Raw genomic sequence first — 15,072 nt, 5'->3', positions numbered from 1 at the left:
GATGGAGACCGCCCCGCGATGGACTTCCGGCTGCTGCCCGACGAGCTCGCCTTCGAGGCCGAGCTCGAGCGCTTCCTCGCCGCGCACCACGACCCCGAGGTCATGGACGCGAACCCCGAGCAGCTCTCGCAGACGGTCGACACGCCGCCGAAGCGCGCGTTCATGGCGAAGCTCGCCGAGCAGGGCTGGCTCGGCATGAGCTGGCCGGCCGAGTACGGCGGCGCGGAGAAGAGCGGCATCTACGACTTCCTGCTGACGGAGGCGCTCTCGCGCCGCGGCGCGCCGCAGCCGGGCAAGGGCGTCGGCATCGTCGGCAAGACGATCATCCGCCACGGCTCCGACGCGATGAAGCGCGAGTTCCTGCCGCGCATCATCCGCGGCGAGATCGAGTTCGCGATCGGCTACAGCGAGCCGCAGGCCGGCTCGGACGCGGCGGCGATGGCGCTCAAGGCCGAGAAGGTCGACGGCGGCTTCCTGCTCAACGGCCGCAAGATCTGGACCACGTCGGCGCACTTCGCCGACTACTACTGGCTCGGCGCGCGCACGGCGCCCGACAAGCACGACGGCATCACGCTCTTCCTGATCCCGATGAACCACCCGAAGCTCACGATCCATCCCACGATGACGATCGGCGACGAGCGCACGAACGAGGTCTTCTTCGACGACGTCTTCGTGCCCGACGCAGCGGTCGTCGGGAAGGTGAACGCCGGCTGGACGTACATCTGCGAGGCGCTCGACCTCGAGCGCTTCGCGATGATGCCGGTCGGGCCGCTCGAGATGAAGGTCGCGGCGATCGTCGAGTACGTGAAGACGGCGGTGCGCGACGGCGAGCCCCTGCGCGACGACCCGCTCGTGCGCGCGACGATCGCCGACATGCGCGCCCAGCTCGAGGTCGCGCGCATGCTGCAGCGGCGCGTGATCAGCGAGGCGCTGCGCGACCGCGTGCCGACGGTCGAGTCGTCCGAGTACAAGCTCTACATGAACGAGCTCGGGCAGCGCGTCGCGAGCTGGGCGCTCGACCTCCTCGGGCCGGCCGGCCAGCTGCGCGTCGGGGAGCCCGAGGCGCCGGTCGGCGGCCGCTTCGAGCGCTCCTACCGCTACACGGTCGTGGACACGATCGGGGGCGGCGCCTCCGAGATCCAGAAGAACATCATCGCGCGCCGCGGGCTCGGGCTTCCGAAGAACTTCTAGATTCTATACGCTGCGTCTCGTTATCGGCCGGCGCCCGCCGGCTCCCTCGAACGAGCGCGCGACGCGCGCGACGGACACGCGACGACCGGCATGCCCCCCGCCCCCGCCCTTCCGCCCGTGCTCGACGGCACGCTCGTGCTCGACCTCTCCACCGCGGGGCCGGCCGCGCGCGCCGCGCGCATCCTCGCCGACTTCGGCGCGCGCGTCGTGAAGGTGGGCGCGCCGCCGCGCAAGGCCGGTGTCCAGAACACGCCGCCCTTCTACGCCTACAGCGGCAACCGCGGCATGCAGCTCGTGCAGATCGACCTGAAGGCGCCCGCGAGCAAGGAGGCGTTCCTGCGCCTCGCCGACGGCGCGGACGTCGTGATCGAGAGCTACCGCCCCGGCGTCGCCGACCGCCTCGGGATCGGGTACGCCGCGCTCTCGAAGCGCAACCCGCGCATCGTGGTGTGCTCGACGAGCGGCTACGGCCAGAGCGGCCCCGCCTCGCAGCGCGCCGGCCACGACCTCAACTACGCGGCCGTGTCCGGCTACCTCGACTGCACGGAGCGCCGTCCCGACGGCGGCCCGCCGCTGCCCGGCGCGTCGATCGCCGACGGCGCGGGCGGCGGCATGCACGCCGCGATGTCGATCCTCGCCGCGCTGCTCCGGCGCGAGCGCACGGGCCGCGGCGAGTACCTCGACGTCTCGGTCGCCGACGGGATGCTCTACCTGATGTCGATCTACGTCGACGAGTTCCTCGCGACCGGCGCCGAGCCCGGCCCCCGGCACTACGTGCTGACGGGACGCTATGCGTGCTACGGGATCTACGAGGCCGGCGACGGCGGGTGGCTCTCGCTCGGCATCATCGAGGCCGCGTTCTGGAAGAACCTGTGCGAGGCGCTCGGGCTCGAGAAGTGGATCGCCCACCAGTACGACGACGCCGCGCAGCCCGCGATCCGCGCCGACCTCGCCGCCGCGTTCCGCGCGAAGTCGCGCGACGCCTGGGTGGCCGAGCTCGCCGATCGCGACACCTGCATCGCGCCCGTGTACAGCGTGGCCGAAGCCACCGACGATCCGCAGTTCCGCCACCGCGGCGTGTTCGTCGAGGCCGAGCACGAGGAGCACGGCCGCTTCCGCCAGCTCGGCCCGACCTTCGCCGCCCAGACGCCCGTCGCCGCCCCGGCGCGCGTCCCGAACGCGAAGCGCACGCACACGCGCGAGGTGCTCGCCGGCGCAGGCATCCCGCCGGCGGAGCTCGACGCGATGATCGACGAAGGCCTGATCGCCTGACCCGCCGCGCGCACGGCGCGCCGGCGGTCGCCGCACCGACGAGAACCACGCATCCACGAGAGGACGAGACGATGTCGGACCTGCCCCCGAAGATCGCAGCCATGCTCAACAAGGACGTCTACCCCGAGGAGGGCGAGTTCCCGGTCGAGCACGGCTACGTCTGGACGACCTGCTCGTCCGTCGAGAACGGCAACCCGCTCTACTGGGACGCCAAGGTCGCGGAGGAGCTCACCGGCGGGCCGATCGCGCCGCCGACGATGATCTCGGTCTGGTTCCGCCCGCACCTCTGGGCGCCCGGACGCACGAAGCAGGCGCTCCCGCTGCAGGTGCACTTCGACTGCAAGGAGGAGTTCGGGCTGCCCGAGGCCGTGATGACCGACAACACGATCGTCTTCTACGAGCCGGTGCGCATCGGCGACCGCCTGCGCACGCACCAGGTGCTGCGCTCGGTCTCGGATCCGAAGACGACGAAGCTCGGCACCGGCCGCTTCTGGGTGATCGAGGTCGAGTACTTCAACCAGGACGGCGCGAAGGTCGCCTCCGAGAGCTACACGGGCTTCGGCTACAAGCGCGGCTAGCGCCCGGCCGTCCCGACGACGACGAACTCCGCGAACACGAGGACGAAGACGATGACGAACCTCACGATCGACCGGGTGAAGGAAGGCCAGGCGCTCCCCGCCCTCCCCTACGACGTCAGCGCGACCACGGTCGTGCTCGGCGCACTCGCGTCGCGCGACTTCCGCCCGATGCACCACGACTACAAGTTCGCGACCGAGCGCAACGGCACGCGCGACATCTTCATGAACACGCCGAACCTGGCCGCCTGGTTCGAGCGCTACGTCACCGACTGGACGGGTCCGAAGGGCCGCCTCGGCCGCATGAAGTTCCGCATGCGCGACTCGATCTTCCCCGGCGACACGATGACCTTCAACGGCAAGGTCACGAAGGTCGAGACGGACGACGCCGGCTGCCACTGGGCGGCGCTCGACGTGGCCGTCACCGTCGGCGACCGCGTCTGCACCTCGTGCGAGGTGCGCGTCGCGATCCCGTCCGACGCGAACGACAACCCGTGGACCCGCAAGGGCGACGCCTGGCGGCCGTAGGCCCGTGGACCTCGACTTCTCCGACGAGCAGCTCGCGCTGCGCGACCTCGTCCGCGACGTGTGCGCGAACGCGTCGCCGATCGACGTCGTGCGCGCGATGGAGGACGACCCGCGCGGCTACCCCGACGCGCTGTGGAAGCAGCTCGCCGAGGTGGGCGTGCTCGGCATCCGCGTGCCGGAGGCGTACGGCGGCGCGGGCCAGGGCCTGCTCGAGACGGCCATCGCCTACGAGGAGCTCGGTCGCGCGCTCGCGCCGACGCCCCACCTGCCGAGCTGCGTGTGGGCGGCCGGGGTGCTCGCGCGCGCCGGGAGCGAGGCGCAGAAGCGCGCCTGGCTCCCGCGCATCGCGAACGGAGACGCGGTGCTCGCGCCCGCCTGGCTCGAGCCCGACGGCGGCTTCGGCCCGCGCGGCATCGCGCTGCGCGCGGAGCCCGACGGCGACGGCGCGCGCCTCTCGGGTGTGAAGCGTCACGTCCCGTTCGCGTCCGCGGCGGAGCGCCTCGTCGTGCTCGCGCGAAGCGGCGCGGCGGACGAGGCCATCGACCTGTGGCTCGTCGAGCCGGGCGCGAAGGGCGTCTCCCTCACCCAGCAGCACGCGCTCGCGTCGGACACGCAGTACCGCGTCGAGCTCGACGGCGTGCGCGTCGGCGCCGCCGATCGCATCGGCCCGCCCGCGAGCGGCTACGCGACGCACCACGACGCGATGCTCGAGGTCGCGGTGTGCGCGGCCGCGTGGGCGATCGGCGGCGCGGAGCAGGCGCTCGCGATCACGACGCAGTACGCGAAGGACCGGCGCCAGTTCGGCAAGCCGCTCGGCGCCTTCCAGGCGATCTCGCACTATCTCGCCGACGCGAAGACGCGCATCGACGGCGGCCGCACCCTCGTGCACCAGGCGGCCTGGGCCGCCGACCACGGCGGCGACGCCGCGCGCCTCGCCCCGATGGCGAAGCTGTTCGCGTGCCAGACGTACCGCGACGTGACCGCCACCTGCCAGCAGGTGTGGGGCGGCGTCGGCTTCACGGTCGAGTACGACATCCAGCTCTACTTCCGGCGCGCGAAGCAGATGCAGCTCTCGTGGTGGGACGCGCGCCACCTGCGCGAGCTGATCGCGCGCGACGAGCTCGACTAGCGAGCGTCGGGAGGCGCCGTGCCGCAGCCGCGACGGCCCTCCGAGCGCGCGACCGGGATCGCGCTCGTCGCTCTCGTCGCCGCGGGCCTCGCGCTGCGGCTCCGCGGCATCGGCGCGTTCTGGCCCAACCCCGACGAGGGCGACTACTACGCGATCGCCCTGCTGCCGGGCCTCGGCGCCGTGCTCGCCGAGATCGCGCACCACACGCACCCGCCCCTCGTCTACGTGATCGAGCACGCGCTCGCGCGCATCACGACCGACATCGGCTGGATGCGCGCGCCCTCGGCGCTCGCGGGCACCGCGACGATCGCCCTCCTCTACGCCGCCGGGCGCGAGGCCGGCGGGCGCGTGGCGGGGCTCGCGTGCGCGGCGCTCGTCGCGTTCTCGCCCGCATCGATCGCGCTCTCGCAGAGCCTCCGGCCCTACGCGATCGCGGGCGCGCTCGTCGCGGCCGGCGCCGCGGCCGTGCTCGCGCACGAGCGCCGCGGCGACCGCGCGACCCGCCTCGCGGCGGGCGGCGCCTTCGCACTCGCACTCGCCGCGCACTACGCGACGCTCGTCGTGCTGCCCGCGGCGGCGTTCCTGCTCGCGCGCCGCGCGCGCGCATGCCGCGAGCGCGCCGCGCGGCGCGAGGCGGCGCTCGCGATCGGCGCGTGGGCCGCGCTCGCCGCCGCGCTCGGCGCGTTCCACGTCGTGCCGCACCTGCTCGGGGAGCCCGTGCAGCGCGCCGCCCAGGACGGCTGGCTCGCCGACCAGTTCCCGCGCGACCTCGTCGGGCTCGCGCGCGCGCTCGTCGGCGTCGAGCGGCTCGCCGTCGGAGACGCGCTCGCGCTCGCGGCGTGCGGCGCGCTCGTCGCCGGCGCCGTGCGCGCGGCCCGCGCGCGCGGCGAAGCGACAGCGCGCGGCGGAAAGGCGGCGCGCAGCGGAGCGACAGCGCGCGGCGAAGCGGATGCGCGCGGCGGACACGCAGCGCGCGGCGCGGCCGTGCTCGCGCTCGGCGCGCTCGCGGCCGCGGCCGCGGCGGCTGCGCTCGCGCAGCTCCCGCTCGGCGCAACGCGCCACAGCTATCTCCTCGCGCTCGTGCTCGCGCCGCTCCAGGGCGCGGGCGTCGCCGCACTGCACCCGCTCCGCGCGCGCACCGCGGCCGCGGCGCTCGCGCTCGTCGCCGTGTCCGCGCTCTCGGCCGTCGCGCGCCCGGCGCCGCCCCCACTCGCCGAGCGGCTCGCCACGCGCGACGCGATCGCGCGCGCGATCGCGCCCCTCGCGCGCGCCGCCGCCGCGGCTCCCGAAGCGCCCGGCGCGCTGCTCGCGCTCGACCGCCAGACCTTCCGGATGCTCGCGCCGTACTTCCGCGACGCGGGCGCGGACCATCTCCGCGACCCCGCCCACCCCGCCGTCTTCACGCACTTCGACTGGGGCGCGCTCCACGTCGTCGTCGCGCAGGCGTGGGCGCTGCGGACGAACGAACGCGGCGTCGAGCGGGCCGACCACCTGTTCGGCTTCCTGCTCCGCGCGCACGCCGCGCCCGACCTCGCCCTCGACCGCCCGGATCGGCGCACGGGCTGGCTCGCGCGCGGCGGCTGGAACGTCGTCGACGAGCGGACGGGCGAGGCCTCGCCGCTCGTCGTCGAACCGCTCGACGTCCGGGCGATCGTCGCCCGCTTCCAGCCGCTCGCGCGCGCCGAGCGCGCACGCCGAGCGGCAGAGGCGCACGGGCTGCCTTCGACCTCCGACCCCGAAGACGCGCCCGACGCGCCCGACGCGCGCGGCGACGCACCGGCGACGCGTGGAGCCTCTCGTTAGTCGAGCGGGCGCGCACTCCGCGCGGCGTGTGCGGCGCGCTTGCGCCGCGCGCGCCGGGCTCAGTAGGTTCGCCGCGTGAGCCACGAGAGCGACCCGAGCGCCCGGCCCTCCGCGCGACGCGACGAGCGGTCCCGGAGACGTGCCGCGCGGTCCCGGAGACGCGCCGCGACCGCCGCGGCGCTCGTCGGGCTCGCCGTCGCGCCGTACCTCGGAGCGCTGCGCGGCGGCTTCGTCTACGACGACCGCGGCCTGGTCGAGCACCACCCCGCCGTCCAGGCGCCCTTCGACCTCGGCGCGATCCTCGGCGCGCGCTACTGGGGCGAGCGCCGCGACACGCGCCTCTGGCGCCCGGTCGCGACGCTCTCCTTCGCGCTCGACGACGCCATCGCCGACGACGACCCGCACTGGATGCACGCCGCGAACGTCGCCGCGCACGCGCTGGCCACGATCCTCGCGTGGCTGCTCGCGCGCGCGCTCCTCGGCGCGCGCACGGCCGCGGCACGCACTGCGGAGCACGCGGGTGCGGCCGATCCCGACGGTCGGCGGCGCGAACGCGCGGAGGCCGCGGCCTTCGCGACCGCCGCGCTCTTCGCCGTGCACCCCGCGCACAGCGAGGCGGTCGCGTGGATCGCGGGGCGCGCCGAGGTGCTCGCCGCGATCGGCGTGTTCGCCGCGCTGCGCGCGTCGCTCGCCCCCGGCGTCGGCCCCGCGCTCGCGTGCGGCGCGGCGACGGCCTTCGCCGTCGGCGCCAAGGAGAGCGCCGCCTTCGTGGCGCCGCTGCTCGTCGCGCTGCTCGCACTGCGATCGCGCGCTGCGCGGCCGACCGCCGCCGCAGTCGGCGCGAGCGTCGCCGCGCTGGCCGCGATGCTCGCGGCGCGCGCGTTCGTGCTCGGCGGCCTCGCACCGCCGGTCGTCGGTGTGGACGAGAACCCCATGGTCGGAGCGGGCTTCGTCGAGCGGCTGCCCACCGTGCTCGACGCGTTCGGCCGACACCTGGCGCTCCTCGCGTGGCCGCGCGTGCTCGCGATCGACTACGGGCCGCCGACGCTCGGCCTCCTGCCCTCGATGAGCGCGCGCGCCTGGCTCGGCGCGGCGGCGGCCTGCGCGCTGGCGGTGCTCGCGCTGCGTCGGCGCGCGGGGCCCGCCTCCGCGCTCGCGCTGTTCGTCGGCGCGAGCTATGCGGTCGCGTCGAACGCGTTCGTCGTGATCGGAACGAACTTCGCGGAGCGCCTCTTCTACGCGCCGTCGTTCGGCGTGCTCGGGCTCGTCGCGTGGGCCGCGTCGCGCGCGCTCCCGCGCGCCACTCCCGCCCGCAAGCGCGCGCTCGCCGCGGCGCTCGCGGTCGCCCTCGCCGCGCTCGCGGCGCGCACCGCGCTGCGCACGCGCGACTACCGCGACGACCTCGCGCTCGCCGACGCGACGCTCGCCGTCCATCCCGCGAGCCCGAAGATGCTCTACAACCGCGCGCGCGAGCTCGAGCGCCGCGGGCGCCATGTGGAAGCCGTCGATGCCGCGCAGCGCGCGGTCGCGGCGGACGGCGACCCGACGTGGGCGCCCGTCGTGCTCGCGAACGCGCTCGTCGGCGCCGGCCGCGCCGACGAGGCCGAGGGCGCGCTCCGCACGGCCCTCGCGCGCGACGCGCGCAACGACCCCGCGCGCCGCCGCTTGATCGAGCTGCTCGAAGCGCGCGGCGACCTCGACGGCGCCGACGCGCTCGCCGACGAGGCGGCGCGCGACGCGGCAGCGGGCGCGGACTGGCTCGCGCGCAGCGCGCTCGGCGCGCAGCGTCGCGGCGCCCTCGCGCGGGCCGCCGAGCGCTGGGAGGCCGCGCTCGCCGCCGCGACCGAGCCGCGACCGAGCTGGCACCGCTGGCTCGGCCTCGCCCGCCTCGGGCTCGGCGACGCGGCGCGCGCGCGCGCTGCGCTCGAGGACGCGCTCGCCCTCGCGCCCGACGACGCGCCCGCGCTGAACGCGCTCGCCTGGCTCGCGACGACGTCGGACGACGCGGCGCTGCGCGCGCGCGCGGTGGCGCTCGCGCGCCGCGCCGTCGCGCTCGCGCCGACGCCCGACCACCGCGACACACTCGCGCGCGCGCTCGAGGCGGCGGGCGACTGCCGCGCCGCGCTCGCGGAGGCCGCGCTCGCCGCGACGAGCGGCGAGCGAGAGCAGAGCGCGCCGCGATGCGATCGCGGCGCGCTGTGGAAGGCGCGGACTGAGCCCGGGCGTCCGCCCTCAGTTCGAGGCGGCGAGCAGCGCCGCGCCCGCACCCGAGCGCAGGGTCGCCACCATCACCTCGGACGGCACGCGCCCCGCGCGGACGGCCCGCGGCACGGCGGCGCGCGCGTCGCGGCCGTAGTAGCCGACGATGCGCAGCGACGGCGTGAGCACGTAGGACGGGCGCCCGAGGCGGTCGAGCTCGTCCACGATCGCGCGGTCCTCGGCCGAGTGGGCCTCGTTCGTGCGATCGATCGCCGGGTTCTGGCGGGGATAGGTATGGAAGTGGGCGACGACGTCCTGCGCGAGCACGAGCGTGAGCTCGTCGGGGTGCTCCTCGCTCGCGGCGACGAGCGCGTCGTACGTGAAGCCGCCCGGGACGGCGCGGATCACGCCGCCGCGCGAGAGGCGGGAGTTCTGGCTGCGGCGCTCGACCCGGTGGGCGTGCGCCAGACCGTCGACGGCGGCGGCCTCGACGGTCGGGAACACGGCGCCCGGGCCGCGGGGCTGATAGAGGGGGTCGGTGTCCGCGGCGGACGGGCCGGCGAGCGCCGCGAGGAGGCAGACGAGGAGCAGGGGTCGCATGGGGGTCTCCGTTCTGGGCGCGCAACCATTCGGTGGCGGCCGTCACGGGCTTGAGTGCAAAGTCCCACATCACGGACCTTTCCCAGGTGACCGGAAGTCCGCGCGACGCGGCGCCCCGCGGTGCCCCGCGCGCCGGACGCCGGGCGCGCGACGGGCTGGGTAGAATGCGCGCCCCATGACCCACGATGAAGCGCACGCGACGGTGTTCGGGCCCGGTGCCCCGTTCGAGATCTCCGAGGAGACGGTGCTCGGCGAGCGCCTTCCCGTCTTCGCGCGCCGCCCGCGCAGCCTGCGCGACCTGCTCGCAGGCTCGGCCGCCCACGGCGACGCCGAGTACGTCGTGCACGGCGACCGGCGCATCTCGTACGCGGAGAACGTCGAGCTCGTGGCCCGCCTCGCGCGCGCGCTGCGCGAGCAGCACGGCGTCGGCCCCGGCGACCGCGTCGCGATCCTCGCGGCGAACTGCCCCGAGTGGATCCTGTCGTTCTGGGCCGTCGTGTCGCTCGGCGGCATCGCCGTCGCCCTGAACGGCTGGTGGACGCGCGACGAGATCGAGTACGGGATCGGCCTCGCCGAGCCGCGCCTGCTGATCGGCGACGCGAAGCGGCTCGCGCGCCTCGAGGGCGACGACCCGGGCGTTCCCGTCGTGCGCATCGAGGACGACTTCGGCGCGCTGCTCGCCGGGCCGCCGGCCGAGCTCCCGTCGCACGCGATCGCCGAGGACGACCCGGCGCTCATCCTGTTCACGAGCGGCACGACGGGCCGGCCGAAGGGCGCGCTGATCTCGCACCGCGGCCTCGTCGGCTTCGTGCAGGTCACGCAAGCGGTCGGCTTCTACAACCTCCTGCGCAGCGGCGCGCGCCCCGACCCCGCCGCGCCGCGCAACTGCGCGCTGCTCACGGTGCCGCTCTTCCACGTCTCGGGGCTCTTCTCGGGCTGCATCCTGATGCTCGCGTCGGGCGCGCGCACGGTGTGGCGCTCGGGCAAGTTCGACGCCGAGGACGTGCTCGCGCTGATCGAGCGCGAGCGCGTCACCTCGTGGTCGGGACTCGGCTCGATGGGCCCGCGCGTGCTCAACCATCCGCGCGTCGGCGAGTACGACCTCTCGTCGCTGCGCAACCTCGCGTGCGGCGGCGCGCCGGTGAGCCCGGCCTATGTGCGCCGCATCGTCGAGGTCGCGGCCAACGGGAAGGATGCGCTCGGCATCGGCTACGGCTCGTCGGAGACGGTCGCGACGGTCGCGAGCCAGATGGGCAACGAGCTCTGGGACCACCCGGACTCGACCGGCCGCATCCACCCGACCGTCGACGTGGAGATCCGCGACGACGCGGGCCGCCCGCTGCCCGAGGGCGAGGAGGGCGAGATCCACGTGCGCAGCGCGTACCTGATGCTCGGCTACTTCCGCAACGAGGAGGCGACCAAGTCGACGCTGAAGGCGGGCCGCTGGCTCGCGACGGGCGACATCGGCAGGCTCGTCGACGGGCGCCTCTACATCAACTCGCGCGCGCGCGACATGATCCTGCGCGCGGCCGAGAACGTGTACCCCGTCGAGATAGAGGGCCGCATCGAGCTGCACCCGACGGTGCGCGAGGCGGCGGTCGTCGGCGTCGACCATCCCGAGCTCGGCCAGGAGGTGAAGGCGATCGTCGTGCCCGAGCCCGGCCAGCGCGTCGACGTCGACGCGCTCGCCGCGTGGTGCGCGGAGAGCCTCGCTCCGTTCAAGGTCCCCTCGCTGTGGGAGGTGCGCGCCGCGCCGCTCCCGCGCAACGCGGCCGGCAAGGTCGTGAAGACGATCCTCACCGGCGAGGGCGGACACGCCGGCATCGAGGAGTAGCCGCGCCGCCTAACGAGCTGCGCGCGCGAGCAACGGCCCGACCAGCGCGGGCGCGAGCAGGCACGTCGCCGCGCACGCGAGGACCGCGGCGGTGTAGAGCTCGTGCGTCACGTCGCGCGGCGCGAGCACGTGCGCCTGGTCGAACACGACCATCGCGATCTCCGCGCGCGGGATCATGCTCGCGGCCAGCAGCGCGGCCGCGCGCGGCGACGTCGCGAACGACGCGGCCGCGAAGTTACCGGCGAACTTGCCCACCGCGGCCACCGCGAGCAGCGCGAGCGCGAGCGGCGCCGCGCCGCCGAGGCTCCCGGCGTGCACGCCGAAGCCGATCCACACGAAGAAGAACGGCGTCGCGAACGCCGTGATGTCCTGGAACGACGCCTCCGTGCGCACCGCCGCGGGGTCGCGGCAGAACACGAGGCCCGCGAAGAACGCGCCGACCGCGAGCCCGAACCCGAGCGCGCCGGCGAGCGACGCGATCACGAAGCCCACGCCGGCGACGACGAGCATGCGCTCGGGCGGCCGCCGCAGCCGCGCCGCGAACGCGCCGACGCGCGGCTCGCCGAAGCGCGCGAACGCGACGCACAGCGCGAGGAAGCCCGCGAAGCGCAGCGCGAACCCGCCGAGCTCGCGCGCGAGCACGCCGAGCGGCACGCCGCCGCCGCTCGCGAGCTCCGGAATCAGCGCGAAGACGAGCGCCATCAGCGCCATCGCCGACACGTCGTCGAGCTCCGCGACGTCGACGAGCAGCTCGCCCTCGGAGGTGTCGAGCCTCCCGGCGTCCCGCCACATGCCGACCGAGACGCCCACGCTCGTCGCCGAGAAGGCGGCCGCGCAGACGAGCGCGCCGACCGTTCCGAGCCCGAGCGCGAGCGCCGCGGCGAATGCGAGCCCGCCGGACACCGCGACGTCGCACAGCCAGATGGGCGCGGCGTCGGGGAGCTTCGCGGCGAGCGCCGCGGGACGGCTCGAGATCCCGACCGAGAACAGCAGCGCGACGATGCCGAGGTTCGCGAGCAGCCGCAGCGCGTCGACGACGGGCGCGCTCGCGAAGCCGAGCGCGTCGTCGGCGGCGCGCAGCGCCGCGCCGAGCAGCAGGTAGCCGACGAGCGGCGGAACGCGCACGCGCTGGCATGCCGACGCCGCGATCGGCGCCAGCACGATCAGTGCGCCCACGACGCCGATCATCTGCGCGTCGACCGCGAACGCCTCCGGCACGGCACCGCCCCCCGGCCCGCGCGGCGCGCCGGGCCTCGTTCGTCGTCCCGTCCCCTGCGGCAGGCGCGCGGCCCCGGGCGCGCGGCGCGCTCTGACAGCGGCGGGGATCGATCGTAGAGTACGCGTCCCGCGCCGCGCGGCCGGCGCGACGCGCGACACCGGAGGCATCCGAGCGTGATCCTCTCCCTCTCGGAGGAGCAGCGCGAGCTCGCGCTCGGCGTGCGGCGCTTCCTCGCCGAGACGTCGCCGCCGGGCGAAGTGCGCCGCGCGATGGAGACCGAGGCCGGCTACGACGCGTCGCTGTGGAAGCGCATGGCCGAGGAGCTCGGGCTGCAGAGCGTCGCGATCCCCGAGGAGCGCGGCGGCCAGGGCCTCGGCCTCGCGGAGGTCGCGCTCGTCGCGCGCGAGATGGGGCGCGCGCTCGTCTGCGCGCCGTACCTCTCGACGGTCGCACTCGCCGGGAGCGTCGTGGCGGGCGCGGCCGACGCGCCGCTTCGCGCGGAGCTCGAGGGCGCGATCGCGAGCGGCGAGGTGCTCGCGCTCGCGACGCCCGCCGACCGCGCGGAGACGCCGCTGCGCGCGCGCCGCGCGAGCGACGGCTGGCGCATCGACGGGCTCGCGCCGCACGTGGTCGACGGCCACGTGGCGGCGCGCGTCGTCGCGATCGCGCGCGTCGAGGCGGCCGGGGCGGAAGACGCGCTCGGCGCCTTCGTCGTCGACGCCGCGGCGCGCGGCCTCGAGCGCCGCCTGCGCCGCACGTTCGACCGCACGCGGCGCATCGCGTCGCTCGCGTTCGACGGCGTCGCGGCGACGCCGCTCGCGACGCCCGGCGCGGACGGCCCCGCCCTCGAGCGCGCGCTCGACGTCGCGACGTCGATCCTCGCCGCCGAGATGCTCGGCGGCTCCGAGCACGTGCTCGAGGCGTCCGTCGCGTGGGCGCGCGAACGCCGCCAGTTCGGGCGCGCGATCGGGTCGTTCCAGGCCGTCAAGCACAAGGCCGCCGACGTGTGGATCGCGCTCGAGGCGTCGCGTTCGCTCGTCGATCGCGCCGTCGAGTGCGCGGCGCTCGACGAGCCCGGCCTCGCGCTCGACGCGAGTGCGGCGAAGGCCTTCCTGTCCGAGGCCTATCCGCACGCCGCGCGCGAGAACGTGCAGATCCACGGCGGCATCGGCTTCACGTGGGAGCACGACGCCCACCTCTACCTTCGCCGCGCGACGTCGACGGCGACGCTGCTCGGCGACGCGCGCTGGCACCGCGCGCGCGTCGCCGCGCTCGCGCTCGCGCGCTGACGGCGCGCCGCGCACCCGGGAGGCACGCCGACATGCGCATCGAGGACACGCCCGAGGAGGCCGCGTTCCGGCGCGAGGCGCGCGCCTGGCTCGCCGCGAACGCGCGGCCGCGCACGGGAACCGACGCGGACGAGTCCGTGCTGCGCCACCACACGCCGGAGGCCGAAGCCGCGCACTTCGAGCGCTGCCGCGCCTGGCAGCGCCGCCTGTACGAAGGCGGCTTCGCCGCGCTCACGTGGCCCGAGTCGGTCGGGGGGCGGGGGCTCACGGCCGCCCACCAGATCGTGTTCCACGAGGAGATGCGCGCCTTCGACTGCACGACCGGCTTCCTCGCCTCGATCATCGCCCTCGTCGGACCGGCGCTGCTCGCGTACGGGACCGAGGAGCAGCGGCGGCACTACGTGCCGCGCCTGCTCTCGGGCGACGACGTCTGGTGCCAGCTCTTCAGCGAGCCCGACGCGGGCTCCGACCTCGCGAACCTGCGCGCGCGCGCCGAGGACGCGGGCGACGCGTGGATCGTCAACGGACAGAAGCTGTGGACGACGGGCGCGCAGTACTCCGACCTCGGCCTGCTCCTCGTGCGCACGAACCCCGACGCGCCGAAGCACGCCGGCATCACGTGCCTCGTCGCCGACGTGCGCGCGCCGGGGGTCGACGTGCGCCCGCTCGTCACGAGCACGGGCGGCGTGCACTTCAACGAGGTGTTCTTCCGCGACGTGCGCGTCCCGAAGGCCGACGTGCTCGGCGAGGTCGACGGCGGCTGGGCCGTCGCGCGCACGACGCTCGCCAACGAGTCGGTGATGATCGGGACGTCGGCGATCGGCACGCGCGACGTCGACGCGCTCGCCGCGCTCGCGCGCACGGCCGGGCGGCTCGACGACGCCGACACGCGCGAGCGCCTCGCGCGCGTGTACCTGAACGAGCGCATCCTCGAGCTCTTCCGCACGCGCATGCAGGCGGCCGTGCGCGCGGGACGCACACCCGACGTCGATGGATCCGTCCTCAAGGTGTTCTGGGCGGAGTCGCGCGCGTTCAAGGACGCCGTCGCTCTCGACCTGCTCGGCGCCGACGGGCTGCTCGACGGCGCCGACGCGCCGGCCGAGGGCTACTGGCAGGGCCAGTACCTCGACTTCCCGATGGGCACGATCGGCGGCGGCACGTGCGAGGTGCACCGCAACGGGATCGGCGAGCGCGTGCTCGGCCTGCCGCGCGAGCCGCGCGAGGATCGGACGACTCCGTTCCGCGCGCTGCGGCGCGCCTGATCGCGTGCGCCGCGCCGTCTTCGCGTGCGCCGCGCTCGCGCTCGCACTCGCGCTCGCGGCGCTCGCGGGCGAGCTCGTCGCGCGCGCGGCCGGGCTCGCGCCGCAGGCCCCGCCGACGACCGACGACCCCTGGTCCGAGCCGCATCCCGTGCTCGGCTGGCGCAACCGCGA

The 15,072-nt window shown here is 75.7% G+C and carries 11 protein-coding genes; 10 read left to right on the top strand and 1 reads right to left on the bottom strand.

Annotation, left to right across the window (positions count from 1 at the left end; all coding sequences use genetic code 11):
• The first annotated feature begins 18 nt into the window (after positions 1–18).
• From R3E88_18525 to R3E88_18490, 8 genes are all read left to right on the top strand, one after another.
• Positions 19–1,191, top strand: a complete 1,173-nt coding sequence (locus R3E88_18525) for an acyl-CoA dehydrogenase family protein (protein ID MEZ4218477.1) — start codon at positions 19–21, stop codon at positions 1,189–1,191.
• A gap of 90 nt (positions 1,192–1,281) precedes the next feature.
• The gene (locus R3E88_18520) at positions 1,282–2,463 is read left to right on the top strand and encodes a CaiB/BaiF CoA-transferase family protein (GenBank protein MEZ4218476.1); all 1,182 of its coding nucleotides are present in this window, start codon (positions 1,282–1,284) and stop codon (positions 2,461–2,463) included.
• Positions 2,464–2,534: 71 nt separating this feature from the next.
• Positions 2,535–3,041: a MaoC family dehydratase N-terminal domain-containing protein gene (locus tag R3E88_18515; protein MEZ4218475.1), complete on the top strand. Its 507-nt coding sequence runs from the start codon at positions 2,535–2,537 to the stop codon at positions 3,039–3,041.
• A 51-nt stretch (positions 3,042–3,092) separates the two neighbouring features.
• Positions 3,093–3,566, top strand: coding sequence for a hypothetical protein (locus R3E88_18510; protein MEZ4218474.1), 474 nt, complete (start codon positions 3,093–3,095; stop codon positions 3,564–3,566).
• A 4-nt stretch (positions 3,567–3,570) separates the two neighbouring features.
• Positions 3,571–4,695, top strand: a complete 1,125-nt coding sequence (locus R3E88_18505) for an acyl-CoA dehydrogenase family protein (GenBank protein ID MEZ4218473.1) — start codon at positions 3,571–3,573, stop codon at positions 4,693–4,695.
• Positions 4,696–4,713: 18 nt separating this feature from the next.
• Positions 4,714–6,498 (top strand): glycosyltransferase family 39 protein, encoded by a 1,785-nt coding sequence (locus tag R3E88_18500; protein ID MEZ4218472.1) that lies wholly within the window; start codon positions 4,714–4,716, stop codon positions 6,496–6,498.
• Between the two features lie 75 nt (positions 6,499–6,573).
• Positions 6,574–9,351, top strand: a complete 2,778-nt coding sequence (locus R3E88_18495) for a hypothetical protein (GenBank protein MEZ4218471.1) — start codon at positions 6,574–6,576, stop codon at positions 9,349–9,351.
• 121 nt (positions 9,352–9,472) lie between these two features.
• Entirely contained in the window at positions 9,473–11,131 is a 1,659-nt protein-coding gene (locus R3E88_18490; protein ID MEZ4218470.1) for a class I adenylate-forming enzyme family protein, read from the top strand.
• Positions 11,132–11,140: 9 nt separating this feature from the next.
• On the opposite strand, the gene R3E88_18485 is transcribed toward R3E88_18490, so the two are convergent.
• Positions 11,141–12,349 (bottom strand): cation:proton antiporter, encoded by a 1,209-nt coding sequence (locus R3E88_18485; GenBank protein ID MEZ4218469.1) that lies wholly within the window; start codon positions 12,347–12,349, stop codon positions 11,141–11,143.
• Between the two features lie 174 nt (positions 12,350–12,523).
• Between R3E88_18485 and R3E88_18480 the strand changes: the two genes are divergently transcribed.
• Both R3E88_18480 and R3E88_18475 read left to right on the top strand, forming a co-directional pair.
• Complete coding sequence (locus tag R3E88_18480; GenBank protein ID MEZ4218468.1) at positions 12,524–13,639, top strand: acyl-CoA dehydrogenase family protein; 1,116 nt, start codon at positions 12,524–12,526, stop codon at positions 13,637–13,639.
• A 32-nt stretch (positions 13,640–13,671) separates the two neighbouring features.
• Positions 13,672–14,901, top strand: coding sequence for an acyl-CoA dehydrogenase family protein (locus tag R3E88_18475; protein MEZ4218467.1), 1,230 nt, complete (start codon positions 13,672–13,674; stop codon positions 14,899–14,901).
• Positions 14,902–15,072: the final 171 nt, after the last annotated feature.

The organism is Myxococcota bacterium (genome assembly GCA_041389495.1).
Classification (GTDB): Bacteria; Myxococcota_A; UBA9160; order UBA9160; family UBA4427; genus JAWKRT01.
This window is presented reverse-complemented; position numbering and strand designations above follow the sequence as displayed.